The organism is Lachnoanaerobaculum sp. OBRC5-5 (assembly GCF_000296385.1).
Lineage (GTDB): Bacteria > Bacillota > Clostridia > Lachnospirales > Lachnospiraceae > Lachnoanaerobaculum.
On the sequence record NZ_JH815185.1, the window covers coordinates 1,250,851 to 1,277,412 of the forward strand.

At 36.5% G+C, this 26,562-nt stretch carries 28 protein-coding genes and 1 other RNA gene; 5 read left to right on the plus strand and 24 right to left on the minus strand.

From position 1 onward, the window contains the following. Positions 1 to 127 precede the first annotated feature (127 nt). The 5 genes from HMPREF1135_RS05825 to HMPREF1135_RS05845 form a co-directional block, all read right to left on the minus strand. Complete coding sequence (locus tag HMPREF1135_RS05825) at positions 128 to 868, minus strand: hypothetical protein (protein ID WP_007593062.1); 741 nt, start codon at positions 866 to 868, stop codon at positions 128 to 130. Between the two features lie 115 nt (positions 869 to 983). After that, positions 984 to 2,255, minus strand: a complete 1,272-nt coding sequence (locus tag HMPREF1135_RS05830) for a DUF6688 domain-containing protein (RefSeq protein ID WP_007593064.1) — start codon at positions 2,253 to 2,255, stop codon at positions 984 to 986. A gap of 46 nt (positions 2,256 to 2,301) precedes the next feature. After that, positions 2,302 to 3,393 (minus strand): tRNA 2-thiouridine(34) synthase MnmA, encoded by a 1,092-nt coding sequence (gene mnmA / locus HMPREF1135_RS05835; RefSeq protein WP_007593072.1) that lies wholly within the window; start codon positions 3,391 to 3,393, stop codon positions 2,302 to 2,304. A gap of 59 nt (positions 3,394 to 3,452) precedes the next feature. Then, positions 3,453 to 3,935 carry a hypothetical protein gene (locus HMPREF1135_RS05840; protein WP_007593074.1) on the minus strand — a complete coding sequence of 161 codons (483 nt, stop codon included), beginning with the start codon at positions 3,933 to 3,935 and terminating at the stop codon, positions 3,453 to 3,455. 8 nt (positions 3,936 to 3,943) lie between these two features. Next, positions 3,944 to 4,951 (minus strand): hypothetical protein, encoded by a 1,008-nt coding sequence (locus tag HMPREF1135_RS05845; protein ID WP_007593076.1) that lies wholly within the window; start codon positions 4,949 to 4,951, stop codon positions 3,944 to 3,946. Positions 4,952 to 5,135: 184 nt separating this feature from the next. Here HMPREF1135_RS05845 and HMPREF1135_RS05850 point away from each other — a divergent pair, with 184 nt between their 5' ends. After that, positions 5,136 to 6,269, plus strand: coding sequence for a cysteine desulfurase family protein (locus tag HMPREF1135_RS05850; RefSeq protein WP_007593079.1), 1,134 nt, complete (start codon positions 5,136 to 5,138; stop codon positions 6,267 to 6,269). Between the two features lie 16 nt (positions 6,270 to 6,285). On the opposite strand, the gene HMPREF1135_RS05855 is transcribed toward HMPREF1135_RS05850, so the two are convergent. Genes HMPREF1135_RS05855 through HMPREF1135_RS05865 form a run of 3 tightly spaced genes read right to left on the minus strand, consistent with a single transcriptional unit; the run spans position 6,286 to position 11,107 of the window. Further along, complete coding sequence (locus HMPREF1135_RS05855) at positions 6,286 to 8,058, minus strand: bifunctional homocysteine S-methyltransferase/methylenetetrahydrofolate reductase (protein WP_007593081.1); 1,773 nt, start codon at positions 8,056 to 8,058, stop codon at positions 6,286 to 6,288. Positions 8,059 to 8,064: 6 nt separating this feature from the next. After that, entirely contained in the window at positions 8,065 to 10,431 is a 2,367-nt protein-coding gene (locus HMPREF1135_RS05860) for a homocysteine S-methyltransferase family protein (protein ID WP_007593083.1), read from the minus strand. Beyond that, positions 10,424 to 11,107 carry a vitamin B12 dependent-methionine synthase activation domain-containing protein gene (locus HMPREF1135_RS05865; protein ID WP_007593085.1) on the minus strand — a complete coding sequence of 228 codons (684 nt, stop codon included), beginning with the start codon at positions 11,105 to 11,107 and terminating at the stop codon, positions 10,424 to 10,426. Before HMPREF1135_RS05865 ends, HMPREF1135_RS05860 begins: the two co-directional genes overlap by 8 nt. Positions 11,108 to 11,330: 223 nt before the next feature. Between HMPREF1135_RS05865 and ssrA the strand changes: the two genes are divergently transcribed. Both ssrA and lexA read left to right on the plus strand, forming a co-directional pair. Beyond that, positions 11,331 to 11,668, plus strand: a transfer-messenger RNA (tmRNA) gene (gene ssrA / locus HMPREF1135_RS13710). Positions 11,669 to 11,805: 137 nt separating this feature from the next. Beyond that, entirely contained in the window at positions 11,806 to 12,414 is a 609-nt protein-coding gene (gene lexA, locus HMPREF1135_RS05870) for a transcriptional repressor LexA (RefSeq protein WP_007593087.1), read from the plus strand. Positions 12,415 to 12,463: 49 nt separating this feature from the next. Here the strand turns inward: lexA and rplS are convergent, their stop codons facing one another. Continuing rightward, a complete protein-coding gene (rplS, locus tag HMPREF1135_RS05875) occupies positions 12,464 to 12,814 on the minus strand; it encodes a 50S ribosomal protein L19 (protein ID WP_007593088.1) in 351 nt (116 codons plus the stop codon). Positions 12,815 to 13,177: 363 nt separating this feature from the next. Between rplS and HMPREF1135_RS05880 the strand changes: the two genes are divergently transcribed. Together HMPREF1135_RS05880 and HMPREF1135_RS14445 are read left to right on the plus strand one after the other, a co-directional pair. Further along, complete coding sequence (locus tag HMPREF1135_RS05880) at positions 13,178 to 13,552, plus strand: DUF4234 domain-containing protein (protein WP_007593089.1); 375 nt, start codon at positions 13,178 to 13,180, stop codon at positions 13,550 to 13,552. A 1-nt stretch (position 13,553) separates the two neighbouring features. Further along, on the plus strand, positions 13,554 to 13,943 hold the full coding sequence (locus tag HMPREF1135_RS14445) for a DUF2752 domain-containing protein (RefSeq protein WP_034212983.1): 390 nt from the start codon (positions 13,554 to 13,556) through the stop codon (positions 13,941 to 13,943). A 24-nt stretch (positions 13,944 to 13,967) separates the two neighbouring features. Here HMPREF1135_RS14445 and nudC read toward each other — a convergent pair whose 3' ends face one another. From nudC to vapB, 15 genes are all read right to left on the minus strand, one after another. Continuing rightward, positions 13,968 to 14,822, minus strand: a complete 855-nt coding sequence (nudC, locus tag HMPREF1135_RS05890; protein WP_007593090.1) for an NAD(+) diphosphatase — start codon at positions 14,820 to 14,822, stop codon at positions 13,968 to 13,970. Positions 14,823 to 14,848: 26 nt separating this feature from the next. Then, positions 14,849 to 16,312, minus strand: coding sequence for a nicotinate phosphoribosyltransferase (locus HMPREF1135_RS05895; RefSeq protein WP_007593092.1), 1,464 nt, complete (start codon positions 16,310 to 16,312; stop codon positions 14,849 to 14,851). Between the two features lie 104 nt (positions 16,313 to 16,416). Next, a complete protein-coding gene (locus tag HMPREF1135_RS05900) occupies positions 16,417 to 17,022 on the minus strand; it encodes a hypothetical protein (RefSeq protein WP_007593094.1) in 606 nt (201 codons plus the stop codon). A gap of 61 nt (positions 17,023 to 17,083) precedes the next feature. Next, on the minus strand, positions 17,084 to 17,407 hold the full coding sequence (locus tag HMPREF1135_RS05905) for a DUF1292 domain-containing protein (RefSeq protein ID WP_007593096.1): 324 nt from the start codon (positions 17,405 to 17,407) through the stop codon (positions 17,084 to 17,086). A gap of 9 nt (positions 17,408 to 17,416) precedes the next feature. Beyond that, positions 17,417 to 18,367 (minus strand): bifunctional riboflavin kinase/FAD synthetase, encoded by a 951-nt coding sequence (locus tag HMPREF1135_RS05910; protein WP_007593098.1) that lies wholly within the window; start codon positions 18,365 to 18,367, stop codon positions 17,417 to 17,419. Between the two features lie 12 nt (positions 18,368 to 18,379). After that, on the minus strand, positions 18,380 to 19,264 hold the full coding sequence (gene truB, locus HMPREF1135_RS05915) for a tRNA pseudouridine(55) synthase TruB (protein WP_007593100.1): 885 nt from the start codon (positions 19,262 to 19,264) through the stop codon (positions 18,380 to 18,382). After that, the gene (locus HMPREF1135_RS05920; RefSeq protein ID WP_007593102.1) at positions 19,257 to 20,204 is read right to left on the minus strand and encodes a DHH family phosphoesterase; all 948 of its coding nucleotides are present in this window, start codon (positions 20,202 to 20,204) and stop codon (positions 19,257 to 19,259) included. Before HMPREF1135_RS05920 ends, truB begins: the two co-directional genes overlap by 8 nt. Continuing rightward, positions 20,197 to 20,568: a 30S ribosome-binding factor RbfA gene (gene rbfA, locus HMPREF1135_RS05925; RefSeq protein WP_007593104.1), complete on the minus strand. Its 372-nt coding sequence runs from the start codon at positions 20,566 to 20,568 to the stop codon at positions 20,197 to 20,199. Before rbfA ends, HMPREF1135_RS05920 begins: the two co-directional genes overlap by 8 nt. Positions 20,569 to 20,583: 15 nt before the next feature. Then, positions 20,584 to 23,496 carry a translation initiation factor IF-2 gene (gene infB, locus HMPREF1135_RS05930; protein WP_007593106.1) on the minus strand — a complete coding sequence of 971 codons (2,913 nt, stop codon included), beginning with the start codon at positions 23,494 to 23,496 and terminating at the stop codon, positions 20,584 to 20,586. A 3-nt stretch (positions 23,497 to 23,499) separates the two neighbouring features. Beyond that, positions 23,500 to 23,805: a L7Ae/L30e/S12e/Gadd45 family ribosomal protein gene (locus HMPREF1135_RS05935; RefSeq protein ID WP_007593108.1), complete on the minus strand. Its 306-nt coding sequence runs from the start codon at positions 23,803 to 23,805 to the stop codon at positions 23,500 to 23,502. After that, complete coding sequence (rnpM, locus tag HMPREF1135_RS05940) at positions 23,792 to 24,076, minus strand: RNase P modulator RnpM (RefSeq protein WP_007593110.1); 285 nt, start codon at positions 24,074 to 24,076, stop codon at positions 23,792 to 23,794. Before rnpM ends, HMPREF1135_RS05935 begins: the two co-directional genes overlap by 14 nt. Further along, on the minus strand, positions 24,054 to 25,241 hold the full coding sequence (gene nusA, locus HMPREF1135_RS05945) for a transcription termination factor NusA (RefSeq protein WP_007593112.1): 1,188 nt from the start codon (positions 25,239 to 25,241) through the stop codon (positions 24,054 to 24,056). The genes rnpM and nusA overlap by 23 nt, the downstream gene beginning before the upstream one ends. A gap of 18 nt (positions 25,242 to 25,259) precedes the next feature. Further along, positions 25,260 to 25,766 carry a ribosome maturation factor RimP gene (rimP, locus tag HMPREF1135_RS05950; protein WP_007593114.1) on the minus strand — a complete coding sequence of 169 codons (507 nt, stop codon included), beginning with the start codon at positions 25,764 to 25,766 and terminating at the stop codon, positions 25,260 to 25,262. 76 nt (positions 25,767 to 25,842) lie between these two features. Further along, on the minus strand, positions 25,843 to 26,250 hold the full coding sequence (gene vapC, locus HMPREF1135_RS05955) for a type II toxin-antitoxin system tRNA(fMet)-specific endonuclease VapC (RefSeq protein ID WP_007593115.1): 408 nt from the start codon (positions 26,248 to 26,250) through the stop codon (positions 25,843 to 25,845). Further along, entirely contained in the window at positions 26,247 to 26,474 is a 228-nt protein-coding gene (gene vapB, locus HMPREF1135_RS05960; protein WP_007593116.1) for a type II toxin-antitoxin system antitoxin VapB, read from the minus strand. Before vapB ends, vapC begins: the two co-directional genes overlap by 4 nt. Between the last annotated feature and the right edge of the window lie 88 nt (positions 26,475 to 26,562).

Consider the following 26,562-nt stretch of genomic DNA (forward strand, 5'->3'; position numbering starts at 1 on the left):
TGAAAAGAACTGTAGTAGTAACAGTTTCAACAAAGGGAGTATGTAACTCATAGTAAGTCACATACTCCCTTTATTTTTCTTATTATATTAGACACTTTATACTCATACCTATATCTTAGCTTTGTGATTATTTAAGTAAAATATCCTGAAAGCTGTAATTGTCCTTACCTCCAATTTTAACAGTTATACTATCCTTTTTCCCTAAATCCTTCCCGGGAAAAATAAATGTCATACCTTCATCCGTAAACATTGTATTTGCAACCGTTTCTTTTCCTGTATCATCATCTACCAGAATAAAAGCTTCGTGAAAAGCATCCTTATCATTGGGGTTTGATAGATATAAAACTATAGAATTTGGGTAAATCTCACTTTTATCAATTTTTGCAGTATAAATATCATAGCTGATATCGTAATTTAAAGTAATTGTTTTTGGAGAAACCTTGGTTGGTGAGTATAAATATTCATATCCGTCAAAAATTATGCTAATCGGAAAATTTTCCTCCAATGTATTCAATTCCATCACAAGATTTCCATCTTCAAAATTATATGCAACTAAATTTTGTACTGAAATATCCAGCTGATGATCTTCTCCTTCAATTTTAATTATCTTTCCATTAGTAGTGTCCTTTTTTCTAAATGTAAGATAATGCATCGGTGTCATATCTATGTCTGAAATAAGTTCAAGACAAACTCCATCCTTTATTATTCCTTGAGATAAATTAGAATCCTGTTTAACATTTACACCGCAACCTACAAGTACAGCTGTTATTACAACTAAGCTTAACATATACTTTTTTATGATTTTCATACTGATATTTAACTTTAATTTGTTCCAATTTTTATATCTCATAGGATTTAACTCATTCATAGCTCACACCATCCTTTAATACTTATATATTTAGTTAAAAACTTGTACTTTACAGGATACTTTTATTTTGTACTGAAGAAATTACAATAATTTTTCACTTACAGTACATTTAATATTAATCGTTTTTCCCCATATACTGGGTCGCTATTCTGTTTTCCGGATGTACATCGCTCATATATATTACCGCTAAGAATATCCATTCCAAAGGCTTCATCAAAATATATATAATATCTGCAATCCATTTGCTCTTTATAAGTCTTGCAACAGGAAAGCCGTAGCGATCATATATTCCTCTTACAAGTTTGTGGAAGCGTGGAGTTTTTTCCTCTAGGATCTGTTCAAAGGCATTTGCTATACATAGCTGTCTGTTCACAATGACCTCGTGTCCATGGCGAATTCCTTTTCGTATCGGCTTTACAATCTTTTTATGTCCACCTGCCGCTACAGTACAAAGATAATGCTCATCATATTCAATATTTTGAGGTGCTTCCTTTAGAGACAATGTCCAATCTGCAGTTTCGGTCCATGCCTTTATAACAGAATCCGGTGCCTGACCGAAAAGCAGTAATATTCCTATTATTATTCCAAGTAAAGGGAACATAAAGACGATTGCATATATAGGCCAAAGTTTTGAGTTTGACAGTATTTTATCTGCAAAATTTAAAAACTGATTTCTTTGTATTTTTGCTCTTTCCATTTCATATTCCTGCCATTCATGAACCTTTGAAATTACAGTTCTTGCAACAATGCAGATAATACAAATAGGGTAAACAAGCAGATACAAATCAAGCAAATTGTCACCCGATAAATCACCTTTAAAAACCTGTACTGTAAAAACAATAACTTCAATTACCCAAAGATACATTGCAGACATTGAAATAATCGCCATCAAAGGCGGTATTTTCTTTAATGGCCTGACTCTCAGATACAAGTACCCCGCAATACCTATTATAAAAATAAAAGTAATTGTGGGAGCCGCTTCTGAAAAAATCGGTGTATGCATTTCCAGATTCTTCAGCTGTACACTCCAGTCAGAACCTGTGACATATTTTCCTTCTGTAAGGTACAAGAATTCCAATATCAAGCCATACCATATAGCCACCTGATCAAATCTGATAAAAGGTTTTAAAAGCTGCTTATTTGCCTCCAGATATAAAAGTATAATATGATACCCCGTCAAAACTATCGGGTACACCAATATTATAGATACAAAGAAACTCCACATAATTAAGCCCGGTATAAATTCCTGTAAACTAAGCCTATTTAAACCATAGACATATGATCTTAAAGACTCCGCCAACTGATACATTACAAAAAGTATCATTGCGATTATGTAACTTATACCCATGCTTGATATTAACGAAATTCTAAAAAGATATTTTTTCATATATCTATAACCTTTCTGTTATTACAGCCTATATAGTGTCTTGCATTTAATCGCATCTTTCTATAATTGTTCCGCCACCAAGTACGAGTCCGCTCTCATCATACAGTACAACAGCCTGTCCCGGTGTGATTGCTCTTACCTTTTCATCAAAGTCTATTCTTATCCTATCTTCTCCGAGTACCTTGACTGTGCAGTGTTCGCCCTTATGTGAATATCTTATTTTTCCTACAGCTCTCATGCCGTCATAAAACTTCTCAACCGCCATGGCATTGAGATTGTATGCTTCCAGACTGTATCCGAAAACATCATCATTTTCACCTATTACAACTTCATTTGTCTCAGGTCTTATCTCGGTAACAAATATAGGATGCCCAAGCGCTATACCAAGTCCTTTTCTCTGTCCGATTGTATAGTGAAGTATTCCCTTATGCTTTCCAAGTATCTCTCCGTCAGCTGTCACAAAGTTTCCCTCAGGCATCTTTTTTCCTATTTCACTTTCTACAAATGAGGCATAGTCATTGTCTGAAACAAAGCAAATCTCCTGACTGTCGGGCTTATTTGCCACTCTGAGATTGAACTTTTTTGCAATCTCTCTTATCTCATCCTTTTCATAATCTCCCACCGGCATCAATGTTCTTGAAAGCTGCTCCTGTGTTAGATTATAAAGTGCATAGGTCTGATCCTTGGCACTTGTTTTTGATGTTCTTAGTGCATATCTTCCGTTTTCAAGCTTTTCTATTCTTGCATAATGCCCTGTAGCAATATAATCCGCCCCAAGCATCATACTTCTTTCTAAAAGAGATTCCCATTTTACATATCTGTTGCAGGCTATACATGGATTAGGTGTCCTTGCCTGCACATATTCATTTACAAAATAATCTATTACCTTATCTTTAAATTCGTCTCTAAAATTCATTACATAATAAGGTATCCCGATATCCCTTGCCACTCTTCTGGCATCATCCACTGCAGACAGACCGCAGCATCCTCCACTGCCGGACATATCCTCTTCATCTTCACTTTGCCATATCTGCATAGTCACACCTGTGACATCATATCCGGCTTCTTTTAAAAGATAGGCTGCCACTGAAGAGTCCACTCCACCGGACATACCTACCACTACTTTTTTCTTTTCCATATATTCTCCAAAATTGAAATCTATGCTTTATAGTATATCATATACTTGTATCAATTATACTATAAAGTCTTCGGATCAAGATCATACCAATTCTCAAGCCATATTTCTTTTTCATATATCCTGTCAATATCTTCTTTTGTATATAAATAATCTGCTTCCCCTTTAAATATATCTTCCGGAAACAGTTTAAAATATTCATGTAAAAAATTTAAATACATAAAGCCTCGATTACCGCTTCCCTCAATATATACATATCTATAGTAGTCTATCTTTTTTCCGGAAGAATCTTCTACTGCCCAGCAATACGAATGCTCCCTTTTTATTATATAAATATACATAATTGCCCATGAAGATCTGTCATCCAAATACCATCTGAAATCATCATCATAATCGGGTTTATTTACGGAAAACATATAACAATTACCATAATCATATAAAGATTCCGAAGTAAACCCTCTTGACATCAGTATATTTACAATATCTTTTATATCTCTAAAACTGTTATCATCTTTTCTTCTTAAAATTCCTACATCTCCAGCCATGATACCTACTAAAATCTGTCCCTTTCTCTTTTCTTAAATATCCATTTTTCGTTTTTGTCCTTATTATTAAATATTTCATCAATCTGTGATTTTGTAAAGAAACAACCGTTATCAATGTAGAAAATATCATCCGGAAACTTATTTAAATAGCTATGTACTATTTCAAGCACCTGCATCTCTTTTCCTATAAGATCGGTAATCCTAAAATATGTCTCAAAGTCCATCTGTTTTATTTCATCTGTAGGGATATCTGTCATCTGAGTGTTACAGTATATTTCAATCACCCTGTCCTCATTATAAAAGTAATCATCCTTATTGAATTTTACATATAATATATTATAGCTGTCTCTTTTGATATTAAATGTTTCTCTTTTATTCATTGTTCTCAATGTATGTATCATTCTGTGAGGAAGCCCATGCTTTGAGTTAGGTCTTTTGCCGATTATTCTTCCTTCATATCTAAGTTCTACACCTTCTGTAGTATTTTTAGAGTACAATGTCTTTAGCATACCATTAGTAAAAGCTCCGATTGTCGTAAGACATATATTTATATAGTAATCCATGCTTCCTATGCTGTATGGTGATTTATAAATCCAATTCTTATCAGACTTTCCGTTATAAATACTGTCTATCATCGCTTTATTATAGTATCTTCCATTATCCACATAAAAGATATCATTGGGATTCTCCTCTAAATATCTGTGCAACAATTCAAGAATAATCAATTCTTTTCCATATATATTCGAAAAACGATAATATGTCTCAAGCCCAAGTTCATTTGCTCTTTCGGTCGGTATTTCAAAATTTCTTTCATAATTGTATACCTCTATCATATGCTCCGCATCATTAAAGAACAAAATATCATTCTCCTCTTTCATATATGATATACTGTACTCATTTTTATCAAAGGAAAATCTCATACTGTAGCCCATATCTATAAGAATATTATATACCGTATATGCTGTCTGCATCTTATTAACACCGGCTTTCCCCAGTATTCTACCCTCAAATCTCATAATCACCTCTACATTATTGCTCCAGAATCGGTATATCACCTCTTCTTAAATTATAGGATTTTTATACAATACTCATATTATACTTGTCAATTCAAATTCAATCATTTACTATTTTATTGTTAATATTATTTATACTGTATGGCAGAAACTCTCTGCCACACCTTTAATAAAGAACAGGAGTACTATGATATATATGGACAACGCCTCTACCACTGTGGTAGATAAAAAGGCTTTTGATATAGCAAAAAAATATTTATTTGAAAACTATGCCAATCCTTCATCAAGCTATTCTATGGCAAATGATGTAAAGGCTGATATGGAAGATGCCAGAGAGATGATAGCAGATATCCTCGGTGCAAGATATAATGAGATTTATTTTACCTCAGGCGGCAGTGAATCAAATAACTGGGCAATTCTAAAGGCTTCTGAACTTATGGAAAATAAAGGAAAGCATATCATCAGTTCAAAGATTGAGCATCACTCTGTACTGCATACGCTCTCTTACCTTGAAAAAAAAGGATATGAAGTCACTTATCTAAGTACTGATGAAAAAGGGCTTATTGATATAAATGAGCTTAAGTCTACTATCCGAGAAGATACAGTCCTTATAAGCATAATGTTTGCAAACAATGAAATAGGCACTATAGAGCCGATTAAAGAAATCGGAAAGCTTGCCCGTGAGCACAATATTTTATTTCATACCGATGCTGTACAGGCTGTAGGACACCTTCATATTGATGTAAATGAGCTGAATATTGATTTACTCAGTGCAAGCGGACATAAATTTCACTCACCAAAGGGTGTAGGATTTTTATATATAAGAAGCGGTATTAAGCTTACATCTTTAATACATGGCGGCAGTCAGGAAAGAAATCGCAGAGCGGGTACGGAAAATACATTCGGTACAATCGCTATGGCAAATGCTTTGAAAAATTCCTATGAAACTTTGGATAAAGACAGTTTATATGTAAAATCTCTAAGAGATAAGTTATTTTCTTTGATACTTGAAAATATAGAAGGCTCTCATATAAACGGTGATATGGATAACAGACTTTTTAACAATATAAATATCTACTTTGAAAATATAAGCGGTGAACTGCTCCTGATTTTATTAAATCAAAATGGTGTATGTGCATCTCTTGGCTCAGCATGTACCACCGGCAGTATAGATCCTTCACATGTGATTATGGCAATTTCAAATGATAAAAAAAGAGCCTCATCTTCCTTGCGACTTACATTAAGCAAGTACAATACGGAAGATGAGGTCAACAAAACCTTTGAAATATTAAAAAAATGTATAGAAAAACTCAGAGGATAAAAGGGCTTCTGCCCTTTTATCTGTTTTCACAAACCTCTTTTACAGTCTTTATAAGTCTTTCCATTAAATTTACTCTGTTTAAAACAGTTATAAGATAATATCCGTCAACCAGATCATAGATTTCATTTGCTATCTCTTTTGACATTGAAAGTGCGATCTCTTCGGCTTCTTCTCTTTCTTTGCCTATATACTTTTCCACGATATCATCGGTAATATATATACCGTTCACTTCACTTTGCATATATCTGGCGTTTCTCTCACTTACGATAGGAATAATTCCACCCATTATCTTAACATCCAGATTTTCTCTGGCCTCTTTAAGATTGTCAATAGCTCTTTTTGTTAAAACAGGCTGAGTAAAGAGTACCTTTACACCGTTTTCCTGTTTTCTTTTAGCTTTTCTAAGCTCTGCACTGAAGTTCTTGGCATTTACATTTAAAGCACCGCAGATATTCATAGGGCTTTCAAAAACTTCATCATTCAAAGATTTGATAAAGTTTGCAAACTTCACTGAATTAAACTCAAATACAGATCTTATCTCATCTCTTTGAGCATTCGGTATCGGATCTCCTGTGATTACAAGTACATTGTCAACTCCCATTGCACTTGCACCAAGTAATAGGCCTTTAGCAGCATTTACATTTCTGTCTCTACAAGTCATATGCGGAAGCACATCAAAGTCAAGTTCATTTCTGACTTTACAAGCAAGCAAACAGCTGTCCATCCTTGCTCTTGCTATAGGATTATCCGCTATAGTTACTATATCCGCACCTGCCGACTTTAATTTTGCCGCATTGTCTATAAACTTGGCAATATTTGTATCTATCGGTGAGTCAAGTTCTACGGCTATAGGCTTTTGTCCGGATATAAGCTTTTGTTCAAATCTGTTTAATCTTATTTTCTGTGAGATATTCTTTTCTTTCTTTACGGATTTTCTCGGCTTTATAAGCATTCCACTCATGCTCTTTTTTAGAAGCTCTATATGTTTCGGAGTTGTTCCGCAGCATCCTCCGACTACGTTTACACCCATATCAAGAATATCTTCTATCTGAGCCGCAAAATAATTTGCCAATGATCCGTAGTGTATTTTATTGTCTCTTACTATAGGATATCCGGCATTCGGCATAGCTGCAAGGTATAGTCCTTCAGTGTCCACATCCTTTAAAAGTTTTGCCATATGATTTGCACCGGAAACACAGTTAAGTCCCACTCCGTCAAAGAAACCGGACTCACAGATTTCTTTAAACATTGTTTTATAATAATACCCTTCACTTGAATAACCGTCAGGCATTACTGCAAATGATGCTATTATAAAAGCTTCCGGTGATTTTTCCTTAATATACTCACCTATAGATTTCAAACCGATGGTGCTGTTTCTTGTCTCGAAGTAAAAGTTATTTATACCTTTTTCAAGGAAAATATCCGCAATGATCTTGTATTCCTCAAATGCTGCACTATTGCTGTCGGCATTTATTGAAGCCATATCCGCAAATACATATGCTCTGGATTTTGCAACCTCAAGCGCTATGTCTATACCTGCAACTATTACCTTTTTTTGCAATTCTCTGTCACCTGAGAATGCATCTATACCTGTAGAAAAGGTATTTGTGAGTATCGCCTTTGCTCCCGCTTCGATATATTCATTATGAATACCTTTTATAAGCTCAGAATTTTTAATATTTGCAAGTTCGCATCCGATACCGTCATCTGTAAGTTCATCATAGTATGTTCCCATTGCTCCGTCAAAGAGCAATATATTGTTCTTTAAATAATCTCTAATATTTTCCATAAATTATCATCCTAAAACTGTCTTTGCAATATCAACCGAACTTCTGGCATCAGGTGCATAGAAGTCCGCCCCCATCTCGTCGGCATACTCCTTTGTAAGTACTGCACCGCCAACCCATACTTTACAATCATTTGACACTTTTCTAATCTCTTCAATAGTCTTTTTCATTGCAGGTAATGTGGTGGTCATAAGTGCTGAAAGTCCTACAAGCTTTACATCCTCTCTTATAACCGTATCCACCACTTTTTGAATATCCACATCTCTTCCAAGGTCAATCATTCTGTAACCATAGTTTTCCAATATTACCTTAACTATATTTTTTCCGATATCATGTATATCGCCTTTTACGGTACATACAACTATCTTACCCTTGCTGACATTGTGCTCACCCTTATTTGCTATTCTTTCTTTGATAAGCTCAAAGGCGGAGCTTGCGGCATTGGCGGCATTGATAAGCTGTGGGAGGAATATTACCTGCTTTTCATATAAATCTCCCACCGTATCAAGTGCCGGTATAAGGTATTCATTTATTATTTCTAGCTCTCCTTTTGTCTCCAAAAGCTTCTTTGCATTATTATATGTCTCTTCCTTAAGTCCTTTTAATATTGCATCCTGAACAACTTCTTTTGTAACTTCACCATTGTCCGATACTGCTACCACCTTGGTTTCAGCCTTTACAGTCGCAAATCTCTCAATATATTTTACAGAGTCCTTATCCTCGCCTGAAAGCACCTTGAATGAGTATATTGCGTTCATAATGCCTTCAATATTCGGATTTACTATGGGCAGATCAAGTCCTGCATACATTGCCTGTATCAGGAAATTCTCTGTGATATGACTTCTTGCAGGAAGTCCGAAAGAAATATTGCTGACACCAAGAGTGGTATGTAAGCCAAGCTCCTTTGTAACTCTTCTTACAGCCTCAAGCGTCTCTTTTGCCTGATCCTGCTGTGCCGAAACTGTAAGTGTAAGGCAATCAATAATAACATCCTCTTTCTTTAAGCCATACTCAAGTGCCTTATCAAGTATATGCTTTGCATTGTCAAATCTTTCCTGTGCTGTTGTAGGTATACCGTTCTCATTTAAAGCCAGTCCTATAACCGCCGCACCGTATTTTTTTACAATAGGAAGTATGAGATCAAGTCTATCATCTTCGGCATTTACAGAGTTTACTATAGCTCTACCGTTGTATACACGAAGTCCGGCTTCTATTGCCTCAGGATTTGATGAATCTATCTGTAACGGAATATTAACTACAGATTGTACCGCCTTTACTGCCTCTATCATAAGTGCAACTTCATCACCGCCCGGAACACCTACATTTATATCAAGTATATCAGCACCCGATTCCTCTTCCTCTATTGCAACCTTGCATATATACTCCATCTCATGGTTTAAGAGTGCTTCCTGGAATCTTTTCTTTCCGGTAGGATTTAATCTCTCACCTACAACTCTTACGCCGTTCAGCTCCACCATCTCATTTCCGGAGCATATACCTGTCTTTGCCTTTACAGGCTTTATCTCAGAAAACTCTCTGTTTTCAAACTCTGTTTTTAACTCGCTGATAAATTCCGGTGATGTACCGCAGCATCCTCCTGCGTACCCTATTCCTATTTCTCCAAATTCCGCCATTAACTTTGCAAAATCTGTTGCAAGCAGATCGTATTCACCTGTTGAAGGGTTTGGAAGTCCTGCATTAGGCTTTATTATAATAGGGAGATTAGTCCATTCTTTAAGCTTTTTTGCAAGCGGCAGTATTTCTTTCGGTCCCAGAGAGCAGTTAAAACCTATCGCATCCACGCCAAGTCCCTCAAGTGTTACCGCCATAGATTCTATCTTTGTTCCGGTAAAGGTTCTTCCTGTGGTCTCATATGTCATTGTTACCCATACAGGTAGTTTTGTATTTTCTTTTGCCGCAAGTACACCCGCTCTTACATCATAAAGATCTGTAAATGTCTCAAATATGATAGCATCGGCCCCATATTTTTCACCTGCAACTACCATTTCTTTATAAATTTCGTAGGCGTCCTCAAATCTCAGTACGCCAAGCGGCTCCAAAAGCTCTCCTATAGGTCCGATATCAAGAGCTATCTTTACATCCCTTTTACTCTCCGCTATTGCTTCCTTTGCAGACTTAATTGCAGTCTTTACAGCTGTATCCACATCTATTTTACAGCCTTCAAGTTTATGTGCATTTGCACCGAATGTATTTGTATATATTACATTACTTCCTGATTCTATATATTTTAAATGTATGTTTTTTACTATATCCGGATTGTCAAATCCGAAAACCTCAGGATGTTCTCCGGCCTTCATACCGGCGGCCTGAAGCATTGTTCCCATTGCACCGTCAAGTATAAATAATTTATGCATAACATCTGACTCCTATCTTTCTATATCTGCAGGATTTTAAAAGATTGCATCCTGCGCAGGTCTTTTTAAGTGTCTCCAGTTTTTGATCGCTGACTCCTATTATAGCTGTCACCGACTTTCTCGGTAACATTATTCCGCTGTCACTGACATTTACTCCTATTCTTCTTGTCGCATTGACCACATTTACAAACTGTCTCTGTATGGTTATAGGCAAATCACCGTAACCGGGTGAAAATCTGAATGTCAGATAATTGTTTTCCTTTAAATACTGCTCTCTAAAGCCTGCTTCTATACTGTCACAAACAGCTTCTATGAGTGTCGAACCGCATGAGTCCATAATAAGTGCATTTGCAACATTTTTAAGTTCTTCTTTTCTTATGGCATTGTCAACTCCGACTCCTATTGTAGCCGCCATCAAAATAAGCTTATGGCAATCTTTTATATGCTTTTTGATACTGTTTCCCACAAAAAAGTCAAGCTCCGCCGGAAATTCTCCCTTGTTTTCAAGCTCCCATTCTCTGAAAACAAAGTTCGGCTTTGCCACGGCATTTATTTTATCCATGCACTCGAGCACCTGTGCATGAAGGTTTTCATCTATTTCTTTACCGTTATGCTGAAGATACCTAAGTACCTCCGACTCATCATCCGGTGTAAGTTTTACATCTATATTGAACATTTCTCTACTTCCTAACATATATATTAAAAGTCTGTCGACCTGTTTCGTTTTACTATAGTAAGATAATTTATAAAAAAAGTAAAGTTTTACATTATACATATATCTTATAACCTGTTATGCATGATATATAGTATATACTCTTTGATGTAAGAAAATTTTAAGTGGCATTTTTCTTTATATATGTTAGAATATCATATGTAAATTCTGTATTTACATATGTTTTGGGGATGTACCGGTTTCGACAGGGAACATGCAGCTGGTGAAGCTATTCGTATGCAATGCGTTAAATGGCAAAATTAAATATAAACGCTGAAGAAAATTTAGCATACGCTGCCTAAGGCAGTTGCAGACCTATAAGCACTCACACTTATAGAATCTGTATCGACTTATGTGAGAAACCTTATATACAAAGCTTTGAGTATATAGATGTATCATGAAGCTACTCTTTACTACAGTTTGTTGTTTGACTGTTTTAAAGGGGAATTTTGACAAGCAACTATAATAGTAGAAGAACAGGGAATTGTTCTTTGGACACGAGTTCAACTCTCGTCATCTCCATCTTAGAAAGTCTTGATTTTCAAGGCTTTTTTTATTTCAATTTTATTTCAACATCTTTGTAATCGAACTTTTGTTTGCATTTTAATCGAACATATGTTAGGATAGTATTAGAATTATATCTGAAATACAAAGGAGATTCGATGGATACATTAACACAAAAACAGGAAGAAATATATAATGTTATCAAGGATTCTATCTTAAGTAAGGGATATCCGCCGTCTGTTCGTGAAATCGGAGAACTTGTGGGACTGAAGTCCACATCTTCAGTGCATGCCCATTTAAATACTCTTGAGAAGAAGGGGTTTATAAGAAAGGACCCTACTAAACCGAGAACCATAGAAATTACAGATGATACTTTCAATCTGACACGTAGAGAAGTGGTCAATGTGCCGATGGTCGGCACTGTTGCTGCAGGTATGCCTATACTGGCAACAGAAAATATTACGGACTATTTCCCTATTCCAAGTGAATTTCTGCCAAATACCGATATATTTATGCTGAGAGTCAAAGGTGAATCTATGATCAATGTCGGCATACATGATGGCGATCAGATTATTGTATCCAAGCAAAATACGGCAAAAAACGGCGATATTATCGTAGCTTTGGTTGAGGATTCAGCTACTGTAAAGACATTCTATAAAGAGAAAAATTTCTATCGACTCCAACCTGAGAACGATTCTATGGAACCTATTTTGGTAAAAGAGGTTACTATTCTCGGAAAGGTTATCGGATTGTTCAGATTTATGTAAAAAAATGGCTGCTACATCTGTAGCAGCCATTAAAAATATTAAGTTCAGATTATCTTGATCCTGCTTCTTTAACCTTAGCAGCCTTACCGACTCTGTCACGAAGATAATATAATTTAGCTCTTCTAACTTTACCTTTTCTTACAACTTCTACTCTGTCAACAGATGGAGAATGTAATGGCCAAGTCTTCTCAACACCGATACCGTTTGAGTTCTTTCTAACTGTGAAAGTCTCTCTTGCACCACCGTTTTGTCTCTTGAGAACTGTTCCCTCAAATATCTGGATTCTCTCTCTGTTACCCTCGCGGATCTTGTTGTGTACTCTTACTGTATCACCTACACTAAAGTCATCAACACTTGCCTTAAGCTGTTCTGCCTCAATACTTCTTATTAAATCGTTCATGTGAAACCTCCTATTATTTTGATGTTCTTAAAATTTCTTCCAGAGGACCATCGCCTTATTCACAACCACAGTATTGTATCATATGTTCTTTTACAAAGCAATAGATATTCTCTCTCAAATATTTTTAAATAATCATCTGTTTAGTTTATTTATTATATAGGATGGATAATATAACCCTTCTCATACTGTATTGGTTTATTATTACATTATTCTTTATAAAACTTTACAATTATATTTATGGTATTTACTATGTTATATTTTTTTGTTAAAATTTCTTCGAATTTAACAAAATGGTACATGTATGTTTGATTTCTCTAACAGGCTTACATGTAAAAATACCATTATTTTGAAAGGAGTATTTTTATGAGTAATTTACAAAGTAAAAATATTGTCACATGTATAATTTTATCTATCGTAACATGTGGTATCTACAGTCTTTATTGGCTTTATTGCATCGCATCTGATATTAATGCAATATCAGACGATCCTAATGCAATGTCACCTGTACTTGTTATTGTTCTCAGTTTTGTTACTTGCGGGCTTTTCTTCTTATACTGGGTGTATAAGTCAGGTAGCCTTTTGGATCAGAAGATGGTAGATACAGGAAGAACAGCGGAAAGTCGTCCTATTCTTTATGTTGTACTTTCATTCTTCGGTCTTTCAATTGTAACATATGCTTTAATGCAGGATACTATCAATAAGCTTGCAGAAAGCGACAGCAACAAGTCTCCATTCTAATATGCAAGACAGAATTAAAAGAGTAATAAAAAATACCATTGCAATTTCTTGCCTTGGTATTTTTTTATATATACTGTATTTTGTTCATATCCGTATCCCATGCGCGTTTAAGACTATAACTCATTTGGATTGTCCAAGCTGTGGGGTCAGCAGAATGTGTGTATCACTTTCTCATGGTGATATAAGGTCCGCTTTTTACTATAATCAGATACTTGTATTTCTTTTTCCTTTAATCGTAATCTACTATATTTTTTATCAGTTACGATATATAAAAACCGGGCAAAGAAAAATAAGTAAACTTGAAAACAATATCATGATTGTTATAATTGTTATATTATTAATATATGGAATAATAAGGAACCTTCCTTTTTATCCGTACAGACTACCATAAAAAAGTCGGGAAACCCCGACTTTTTTATATTTCACCGTCTCTGAACTTTTGAATCATCTCATGTCCTACGCTTATATGGAAAGGCAGTACAGGTACATCTTCTCTCTCAAACCACCTTGCTTCGGATAACTCTTCTTCCTGCAAAGTTATTTTGTCATCTCCGTCCAAATCCGCAATAAATGCAAGCATCATAGTATCTGAAAACGACCACGGTTGGGATTTATAAGGTCTTATATTTTTTACCTTAAGTCCGACCTCTTCCTTTACCTCTCTTGCAACAGCTTCTTCAAGTGTTTCACCTACCTCAACAAAGCCTGCAACTAAGGCATAATACTTATAAGTACCTTTTGCATTCTTTGTAAGAAGAAGTTTGTTTCCGTTTCTGATCGCTACTATAACTGCAGGAGATATCTTAGGGTATTCTATGTTCTTACACTTCGGGCAAATCAATGCTCTTTCAGTGGCGGATTTTTCAGTCTTTGTACCGCAGTATCCGCAATATTTTCTGCTCTGCATCCATCTGTATACCTGTGATGCACTTACACTTGCAAAAGCCTGATAACGAGGCTCAAACTCACGCAAAACCTGTATGCCCTCCATATAGAATCCGCCAAACTCAGGAATACTTATATCATCTACCAGATAAAATTCCTCATCATCTACAGAGTTTACATAGTAGGATTTTTCATATATATTTTCATCTTCGTCTTCCAAATCTTCAAATCTCGGAATACTCAATGCTCCTGTCAATGCATCCTTTATAAGCATTATCTTATTGTACTCAAAATGTAAAACAAATGATTTTTTATTATTTTCCTTTGTGGCTTTCTTTCTCCTATATTCAGGATAAAATACTTTCGGATATATTTCCTGTATCATACTACTCTTTCTTTTACTGCTTAAATCTATAACTCCTGATAATTATACTTTTGTAACAGCTCGTATCTCATATCCCATAACTTCTGTGAAAGGTCCACATATGTCTCATGAGGATATGCAAGTCTCTTTGACTCATCCCAAAGGGTATCGAGCTCTTTTTTACAAAATTCTCTTAATTCCATTACCGAAGGGGATTTGTATACACATTCACCTTTTTTAAATATCGGTACCAAGAGTTCCTTAGTCTCAAATGAACCTGCATTAAGCTTTGTTCTCTTCCATGTCTCAACCGGATCAAAGAGCATAAGTGACTCGTCTGTAGACAGATTCTCCTCTTCCAAACAGATATAATCGGCTATTATCTTGCCTGTCTTTTTATTGTAAATTCTATATATTTTCTTATTTCCAGGATTTGTTATCTTCTCGGCATTCTCGGACAGTTTTATCTTAGGAATAAACTCTCCTGTCTTTTCATTCATAACTGCCGCAAGCTTATATACTCCTCCAAATGCCGGACAATCCTTTGATGTAATAAGGTTGGTACCTACACCCCATCTGTTGATTGTGGCGCCCTGCAATTTCAATGAAGATATAATATTCTCATCCAAATCATTTGAAGCCGATATAACTGCATCCTCAAAGCCTGCTTCATCAAGCATCTCTTTGGCTCTCTTTGAAAGGTATGCAAGGTCTCCGCTGTCAAGTCTGATACCGTAATTCTTTAGAGGTATACCGGCAGCCCTCATCTCCTTAAATACAGTTATAGCATTCGGTACACCTGATTTTAGGGTATCATATGTATCTACCAAAAGTGTACATGCTGTCGGGAAAGTATTTGCATAGGTTCTGAATGCTGAAAGCTCATCGGGGAAACTCATTATCCAGCTGTGAGCATGTGTTCCAAGTATCGGTACGTCAAACATTCTTCCGCAAAGCACATTACTTGTTCCTACACAACCTCCTATCACAGCCGCTCTTGCGCCGTAGATACCTGCATCAGGTCCCTGTGCCCTTCTAAGTCCGAACTCCATTACTCCGTCACCGTCTGCGGCCAAAACCACTCTGGCAGCTTTTGTTGCTATAAGTGACTGGTGATTTATGATGTTTAAAAGAGCCGTCTCTATAAGCTGTGCCTGCATTATAGGTGCAATGACCTTTACAAGCGGTTCTCTTGGGAATATAACACTTCCCTCAGGTATAGCATAGATATCACCTGTAAATTTAAAATCTCTGAGGTACTCAAGGAAATCATCTCTAAAAAGCTTTGTCTTTCTGAGATATTCAATATCTTCATCGTCAAAATGCAAATTTTCAATATAATCTATCACCTGATCAAGTCCTGCACAGATAGCATATCCGTTTTTATTCGGATTTGATCTGTAGAACATATCAAAGATAACCGTTTCGTTTACATTGTTTTCCAAATGGTAGCCCTGCATCATTGTAAGTTCATACAGGTCAGTCAATAATGTCAAATTTCTTTTTTCCATTCTATTATTCCATCCTTTTTCCGGCAACTACACAAGCCTTATCTCTATCAATCTATGCTTTATTTAGTGTATTGTCAAGCTAATTAATTTTAATCTAAGATAAATCACTTGTTTTCATTAAACAATATAAGTCCGCCCTTGCGTTTATGCCCTGTATTCCACAGCTCTTTAAAGTCAAACCATCTGTAACTTCCATAGCTTACAACTTTAACCATAAATTTTTCGCCGTCTTCCTCATATCCTGTAAGTAAGAACCAATGCCACACGAAATCTTTAAATTTCGGATTTTTATGCATCAGTACAAGCATGGGTATCGGCATTTTTTTATCTATCTGAGATTTTACAATCTTAACGGCATCCTCAATATCATTATCACCTGAAAACTCAGACAAACTTATACTGTGTTCATCAATATCTTCCAAGAAATCACTTATACCGTCAACATATATCTCAAGTCTGTCTATGCCTGTCCACCTTGGCCTCAGATAAGGCTTTACGTAATTTGAAAAATCCACATAATCAAGTGAGTTCACATTCTCTATATCATATGGGTAGAGATTATCTTTACCCAAATACTTTCTCATATAAACAAAGCTGTCACAGGCTGTAACACAGGCGCATCCGCCCTTATTCATCCACAGATTTTTGAAATCTTCCTGATTCCATCCGTATTTTCCGTCAATATAAAAATAATCCAGTTCTTTTTTCATATTCTCTCTAAAATTTTGGAGCAATATAATACAACAGTACTACATTGCTCCATATTAAAAACTATAAATCTTCTTCACCAAGCAGGTCTTCAAACTCTTCTTCATCAAGAAGCTCGTCAAAAGCATCTGCAACTATCTCATATTCTTCATCGGTCTCTATATTGGTAAGCTCAGGCTGTCCGTCCTCGGTCTCCGAGTATCTGTAAAGATATACAGTCCCCTCATCATTGTCATCCTCAGGCATTACCGCAATGTACTCTCTGTCTCTGGCACTGAAAATGTTGAGCACAACACATTCAAGTACAGTATCATCCTCAAGTGTTATAGATACTGAAACATTACCTTCTTCCACTATACCGTTTTCAAATAAATTCTTATCGTCCATAGTTCTCCTTTATTTTACTTGACTGTTAAGGAAGTTTAAAACTTCCTGTTTATCATTACTTATTTGGTTTTTTAATTCCTCAAGACTTCCGAATTTCATCTCAGGTCTTATATATTTGTAAAGATATACCTCTATTTCTCTGCCGTAAAGGTTTGCTTCAAAGTTATACAGGTATGTCTCAACTCTTGAAATATGATTTTTTTTATCATTTTCAATACTTGGATTTGATCCGACATTTGTAAGTCCGAGATAAAGAGTATCATCATCACCGATTCTTACTCTGGATGCATAAACTCCGTACTTGGGCAGATGCTTCTGGTTTGAAGGGAAAATATTTAAGGTCGGAAAACCTATGGTCGCCCCTATCTTATTTCCCTCCTCAACAACACCGCTTATAGAGTATATTCCTCCAAGAAGCTTATTTGCTTCTTCCATATCGCCCTCATCAAGCTTTGATCTTATAAGTGTTGAGCTTATATCATTATGGAAATCATCCTTTTCCTTTTCAATTATCTTTACATCATATCCCAAAGTCTTTGACAATCTGTTCAAAAGCTCAACATTTCCGCTCTTTTTATATCCAAAAGCCGCATCAGCTCCTGCAACTATCACAGCCATACCAAGTTTTTTGATAAGGATATCTGTCAAAAACTCTTCACCTGACAGCTTTGCAATATCCATATCAAAAGGATATTCTATATAATAATCAATTCCAAGTTCTTCCAATTTTTTTTGTCTTTCCACATTTGTAAATATCTGTGTGGTATGATTATTTCTTACAATATTTGACGGTAAAGTTTTGAAAGAAAAAACTACAGTCTTTAAACCCTTTTTATTAGCCTCTTCCTTCAGTGTTCTGAATAATTTTCTGTGTCCCCTATGCTCACCGTCAAATTTCCCTATAGCAACAGCTGTTCTCTCTGTTATCTTTATGTCTGTAGTATTTATAAATGTAATCACATTATCACCTATCTATAAAAACATCTTGAATGGCTTTAATTCATCCGATTCTTTTTTATATATTGCAATAAATATGTCATTAGAATCATAGACTCTATATAAGTCACTGTCTTCAAAATCTTTTTCAAATTTTAATTTATTTCCGTTATGCAGATATTTATCAAAGTCAGGGGAGGTATTTATTTTTGGCAGGAAGGAAAAATACTCTTCCACACTCATTATTCTCTTATCTATATTATCTCTCTCTGATTCCAGTTGTTTTAGGGTAATGGCCCCGTCTATATCAAATCTGTCCACTCTCTTTCTGACAAGAGACTCCATACAACCGCCTACCGAAAGTTTTTCTCCTATATCATGGCATAATGTTCTGATATAAGTTCCCTTAGCTACTTTGGCCGTAAACTTTACTCTCGGCAGATCCATATCGATTATATCGATATGGAAAATATCAACTTTTCTCGGTTCTCTCTTTACTTCCTTGCCTTCTCTTGCCAGATCAACAAGCTTTTTTCCGCCTACTTTTAATGCTGAATACATAGGTGGAAGCTGCATATACTCTCCAAGAAATGAATTTATTACCTCTTTAACTTCATCCTCGGTCAAATGTGAAGTGTCTTTTTTTTCCGAAATTTCTCCTGAAGTATCCTGTGTATCTGTAGACACTCCTAAAAGCAGTACCGCCTCGTATTCTTTCGACTTGTCAGTCAAGATATCCGACAATACGGTAGCATTGCCTAACAATACCGGAAGTACACCGACAGCATCCGGGTCCAATGTTCCCGAATGCCCGATTTTCTTTTGCTTAAGAATTCCTCTCATTTTTGCTACAACATCATGAGATGTGAATCCTTTTTCTTTGAATATATTTATTATTCCGTTATAAGCATTCTTAGCCATTCAATTCTTTCTCAATCATAGGCAATAGTGTGTTTTTTAAAATTTCATCAGCCTTGCCGTACACTGTAGCACCGGCGGCTCTGATATGACCGCCTCCGCCAAGTGCAGCCGCAATACTGCTGACATTTTTATTTATAGAACGCAAACTTACTTTGTATTCATCTTTAGCGGTCTCATACATAAATAATGCAATCTCCACACCGTCTATATTTCTCAGATTGTCTATGATTCCATCCATTTTCTTTTTATCTGAAATATACTTACTCCAGGTATCATAATCCAAAACACCGTAGCAGCACTTTCCGTCAAATTCCAATTTTGAATTTGTAAGTACCAGTCCCAAAAGCTTGCTTGCATTAAAATCTTTTTTAAAATATGTATCATCTATGATTTTTGTGAAATCAAAACCTTTTGAAATCAGTTCTCCGGCTATATCCATGGTTTCCTTTGTGGTGGATTGATATTTAAACACTCCGGAATCATGGACTATACCTGTATATAAGCATTTTGCAGTCTCTACACTTACTTTATCACTATCCAGCAGAGTGTACAAGAGTTCACAAGTAGAACTTCTGAAATCTTCCACTATATTAAATTTTGCAAACTTTGTATTGGTGATATGATGGTCTATGCATATGCTTTGTGCGGCACTCTCAAGCATTACACCTCTGCTTCCAAGTCTTTCTCTGTCTGACGCATCTAAAGAAACAAGTAAGTCGGCCTCCATAAACGGGTCCTCACTTATCAGCTCAAACCCGTTCATAAATGAAAACTTCATTGAAGGCTTTTCAAGGCATACTTTTACATTCTTGTCTTCAAAATTTTCTGTTATATAGTTATACAATCCCAAGGTGGATCCTGTACAGTCTCCGTCAGGGCTTACATGACCTGTTATAGCTATATTTTTTGCATTTTCAATAAGCTCTATTAGTTTATTCATTGCCCTTCTCATCTTTTTTTATTACTTCATCTATCAGCTTGTCCATTTTCATGCCGTAAGCCAATGACTCATCCAAAACAAATTTTAATTCAGGAGTATTTCTTAAGTTTAATCTTCTTGCAAGTTCTTTTCTGATAAATCCTGAAGAAGATTTAAGACCTTGTAATGTCTTCTTTGACTGCTCATCATCACCCAATACGCTGACATAAATTGTTGCGTATTTTAAGTCTGTGGTAACTTCCGCATCTGTTACACTTGTCATAGGTGCGACTCTTGGGTCCTTTACATCACCTCTTATGATTTCAGATACGGTTTTCATTACCTCCGAGTTGATCATAGTAGACTTTAAACTGTTCTTTCTCATACATTCCTTTCTTTATTATGATCTTGGAACCTCTACCATAGCATATGCTTCTACCTGGTCAAATTCCTTAATATCATTGAACTTTTCAAATACAAGACCGCATTCATATCCTGTTGCAACTTCCTTAACATCATCCTTGAATCTCTTAAGTGATGCAAGATTTCCGTCAAAGATCTGCTCTCCGTCTCTTGTAATTCTTACCTTACAACCTCTTACAAACTTACCGTCAAGCACATAGCTTCCTGCGATATTACCTACGCCTGAAGCCTTAAAGATCTGTCTGATTTCAGCATGTCCGATAACCTTCTCTTCATAGATAGGCTCAAGCATACCCTTCATAGCGCTCTCTATATCTTCAATTGCCTGATAGATTACTCTGTAGAGTCTAAGGTCTACATTTTCTCTTTCCGCTGTAGCCTTTGCCATCTGATCCGGCTTTACATTAAATCCGATAATAATCGCATTACTTGCAGCCGCAAGTACAACGTCACTCTCGTTAATTGCACCTACACCGCCATGGATTACCTTTACGGCAACTTCTTCATTTGAAAGTTTTGTAAGTGACTGCTTTACAGCCTCTACAGAACCCTGAACGTCAGCCTTCACAACTATAGGAAGTTCCTTGACATTTCCCGCCTTAATCTGACTGAACAGATCGTCAAGTGAAAGCTTGGCCTTTGTATCTTCGATAAGCTTATTCTTGCTCTCCGAGATAAATGTAGCCGCAAATGCCTTTGCTTCCTTATCGTTTTCTGTAGCTACAAATACTTCACCGGCATTCGGTACGCTGTCAAGTCCCAAAATCTCAACAGGTGTTGAAGGTCCTGCCGACTTTACCTTAACTCCCTTATCATTCATCATGGCACGAACCTTACCTGAACATGATCCTGCCGCTATAAAATCTCCTACATGAAGAGTACCCTTTTGAACAAGTATTCTCGCTACAGGTCCCTTACCCTTGTCAAGCTCCGCCTCTATTACAAGACCTCTTGCTTTTCTGTTAGGATTTGCCTTAAGCTCCTTTACTTCCGCTGTAAGTATTACCATCTCCAAGAGATTTGATATACCGTCACCGTTTTTTGCGGATACAGGTACGAAAATTGTGGAACCGCCCCAATCTTCAGGTATAAGCTCATACTCTGAAAGCTCCTGCTTTACCTTGTCAATATTTGCGGCCGGTCTGTCTATCTTATTGATAGCAACTATTATTTCAACTCCTGCCGCCTTTGCATGGTTTATAGCCTCTACAGTCTGCGGCATTACACCGTCATCTGCAGCTACTACAAGTATTGCGATATCTGTAGCCTGTGCACCACGCATACGCATTGCTGTAAACGCCTCATGTCCCGGTGTATCAAGGAATGTTATAGGCTCTCCGTTTATTTTTACCATATAGGCACCGATATGCTGTGTAATACCTCCGGCCTCTCTGCTGGTAACATTTGTTTTTCTTATTGCATCAAGAAGTGATGTTTTACCGTGATCGACATGGCCCATTACAACCACTACAGGCGGTCTTGACACCAATGTCTCTTCCGGATCCTCAGCCTCCGCCAAAAGTTCGCCGATAACATCTACCTTCTCCTCCATAGTACAGATTACATCATACTCAAGAGCAATCTCTTCAGCCTGCTCGAAAGTAAGCTCCGTATTAAGTGTAACTATCTGACCTTTTAAGAAAAGCTTCTTTACAATTGTTGACGGCTGAAGCTTAAGCTTTGAAGCAAACTCCTTGATTGTAATTGTCTCAGGAATGATGATTTCTTTGATATCATCCTGTACCTCTTCAACCTTTTGCTTTACAGGCATTATAAACGGATGCTTGCTCACCTTGCCCTTTGCAGGACCGTCCTCGGTTCTGTGCTTCTTATCGTTCTTGTTATTATTCTTGAAATTATTCTTATTAACTCTGTTGGAAGTTTTCTTGCCTAAACCGTCAAGTACGGGAACTCCTGCTGCGGAATCATTTTTCTTAAATCCCTGCTGCTTGTTGTTTCCGAAACTTCTGCCTGTATTCTCATCCTTGGAGAAATCCTTATTTCTGTCATTTCTGTTGTTTCTGTCATTTGAGCCCTGGAAGTTTTTATTGTCTTTTCCGGCAAAGTTTCTGTTTCTGTCGTTATTTCCGGCACCGTCTCTGCCCTTTGAGTTTCTGTCGTTCTTAAAGTTTCCCTTTTGGTCCTTATCTTTGTTAAAAGGCTTTTTATCTCTGTTTTGCGGACGGGAATCCTTACCTCTTGCCTTATCTCTTTCTTCTCTTTCTTTGAAGATATTTCTTATAGGCTGAGCGCTTTCCTTAGCCTTTTTAGCGGCTTCCATCTCCGCATAGACATTTCTCGGTTTAGCAGGCTCTGCATTCTCTAAAACCGGTGCTTGTGTCTTCTTCTCCTCTGTAGCAACAGGTGTTTTACTCTCTACATTTGCTACAGGCTCTTTTGCTGTAACAACTTCCTCTGTCTTTACAGTCTCAACCGCCTTTTCTTCTTTCTTTATTTCTTTTGAAATATCAGATTTTGAAACATCGGTTTTCTTCTCTTCCGTAGCCTTCTTTTGAGGCTGCTTTGTTGCTTCCGCATCCTTTTTTGTATTCTTCTTAGAAGCTGCGGCTGTTTTTGAACCCGATTTTTTTGCAGGCATCTGCTGTGCATTCTGCGGTCTGAATACTACAACCTTTTTCTTAGGCGCTTCCTCCTTCTTTGTTTCCGATACTTCCTGTGTAGTCTCTACCGTTCTGTTGTTTTCCATATTTTCTTTATTATTATTCACTACTTTATTTCCATCTATTTTATTGAATTTTTCTCTAAGCATTTTTTCTTCATCAGCTGATATATTTGACATGGCCACCTTTGATATGCCGTTCTCCTTCAAATATGCTGTCAACTCATTATTATTTTTGCCTAATTCTTTTGCCAGATCGTTTACTCTCAATTATCATTCCTCCGTGATTTTTAATATTGCATTTTTAAATCCGTCCTCAGTTAATGTTATTGATGATCTAAGCCCTTTGCCCAAAATCATTCCCAAATCTTCCTTTGTGGAATATATTAATATAGGAACATGATAAAATTTACATTTATCTTCAAATTTCTTCTTCGTGTTTTCAGATGCGTCCGATGCTATTATTACCAGCCTCGCTTTACCGGATTTTATGCACTTTTCAACTGAAAACTCTCCCGACACCACTTTACCTGCTTTCATAGCAAGTCCGATTAAATTTAATATCCTATCTCTTGCCAAGTTCCGCCATCTCCTCACTAAGCTTTAATAAAACATCATTACCAACATTCATCTTAAATGCTCTGTTAAGTCCCTTGGTCTTTATTGCTTTTTGCAGACAATCTATATTATTGCATATATAAGCACCTCTTCCGTTTGCTCTGCCGGTGCTGTCTAAAAGCATCTCTCCTTCAGGTGTCCTTACTATTCGTATCAATTCTTTTTTAGGCTTTGACTCATTACATCCGATGCATTTTCTTTGAGGTGTTTTATTCTTCAATGTCGTTGTCATCTTTTATTTCTGCCTCAGCATCAAATTCTTCAGTATCCGGTGTATATCCCTCGTCAACAGGCATATCATCAGACATATCTTCACTGCCGTCCAAAGAATCAAATACTCCCATTTCTCTTGCCTGGCTCTCACTCTTTATATCTATCTTATATCCTGTAAGTCTGGCTGCAAGCCTTGCATTCTGTCCTTCCTTACCGATAGCAAGTGAAAGCTGATAATCAGGAACTATTACATCAGCTTCTTTTGTTTCTTCATCCGCCACAACAGCAATTACTTTTGCAGGTGAAAGTGCATTCTCTATCAAGTATCCCGGATTTTCATCCCAGTTTACTATATCGACTTTCTCTCCTCTAAGCTCTTCCACCACAGCATTTACTCTGACACCGTCAACACCTACACAGGCACCCACAGGGTCAATATCGGCTTCATGGCTGCATACGGCAATCTTTGTTCTTGATCCGGCCTCTCTTGAAATTGACTTTATCTCTACCACTCCGTCTCTGATTTCAGGTACTTCAGACTCGAAGAGTCTCTTTACAAATTCGGGATGTGTTCTTGATACCGATATTCTCGGTCCCTTAGGATTGTCCTTTACCTCCAACACAAACACCTTCAATCTGTCTCCGAGTTTTAATTCTTCTCCTTTTACCTGCTCACTCTCTGCAAGCACGGCATCTATTCTGCCGAGATTGATTGCAATATTCTTACCCATAAATCTGGTAACAACACCGCTTACTATATCTCTTTCCTTCATATAGTAGTCGTTGAATATCACTTTTCTCTCTTCTTCTCTTATCTTTTGTAAGATAACATTTTTGGCAACTCCGGCGGCGATTCTTCCGAATTCCTTTGAAATAACCGGTACAAGTACTGTATCACCGATGCTTAAATTAGGATTTTGCATTCTGGCATCTGCAAGTGATATCTTTGTTGCCTTGTCTTCTATAGTAGGCTTGCTGCCCAAAGTCTCTACAACTTCTTTTGCCTGTATTATGGAATAATCACATGTGTTGGGATTTACACTTACCTTTACATTATCCGCTGTTCCGAAATTGTTTTTACATGCGGAAATTAAAGAGTTCTCAATAGCTTCCAAAATTGCCGCCTTACTTATATTTTTCTCTTTTTCCAGGAGATCAAGTGCCTCCAGTAATTCCTTATTCATCCTTAGTATTATCCTCCGTTAAAAATCTATCTTTAATCTGATATTTGCAATTTCTTTTTTTGTAAAGACTTCGTCCCCGTCTTCTGTTTCTACAGTAATATTTTCACCGTCAAATGCCTTTAATATTCCTTCAAAATCTTTAACACCTTCTCTTGCCTTATAGAGCTTGAGTTCCACTTCCTTTCCAAGTTCTCTTAGGAAATCCTTATCCTTTTTTAGTGCTCTTCCAAGTCCCGGAGAGGAAACCTCCAGAATATATCCCTCTTCAATAAAGTCCTTTTCATCCAGCCAGTCGCTAAGATGCCTTGAAATTTCGACACAGTCATCTATTCCTATGCCGCCTTCTTTGTCCATATCACAGTATGCTCTTAAGTAGTACTCGCCCGCCTCTTTTACAAACTCGACATCCACTACTTCAAATTGGAGCTCACTGCTAAGTTTTTCCAAGAACTCTTCCGTTCTTTTTACATAAGTTTCACTTTTGCTCATTTCTATCCTTTCATATGCATAAAAAAGTGGACCCATCGGCCCACTTTCCTGTCAAACATATTTTAATCACTATAGCACATTTCTTACATAAATGCAAGGGGGAAATCGAATTTCATGCTTGCTTGACCCAATTACATACTTCTAAATTTGGTACTCTCATAAATTCTTTAATATTGTTGGTTACTATAGAATAACCTAGAGACTGCGCATGAGCGGCTATCATCATATCAAGAGGACCTATCGGTGTTCCTTGTTTTTCCAAATATGTCCTTATCTTTCCATAATTATTTGCTGCGTTAATATCAAAATCCAACACCTCTATATTCGACAACAGCAATGTCAGCGCAAGTCTGTTTTTATCAACTGCCATACTTTTCTCGACGCCATGTATAAGCTCCGCATATGTTATAGCGGAAATACATATTTCCTTAGGATCATGCTTTTTCAGTTCTTTTACTACACTCTCCGGTTTATTCTTTATTATATATATGCATATATTTGTATCCAACATATATCTCATAGTTCTTCTCTCTTTTGAACCGGGATTTCTCCTCTGTCAACCATAAAATCATCTGAAAACATATCTATGGCTGTAATAAATGAATCCCACTTACTGTTTTTCGGCAATAAAATCAATACATCACCAATTTTATTTACCATAACTTCATCACAGCAAAATCTATACTCCTTAGGTAATCTTACCGCTTGACTTCTACCATTTTCAAAAATTTTTGCTGACAACATAAAATCACCATCCTTTCACAAATAGTATATATCAAGATATATATCTAGTCAATATTTATAATGCTGATACTTATACCAAATAATACAG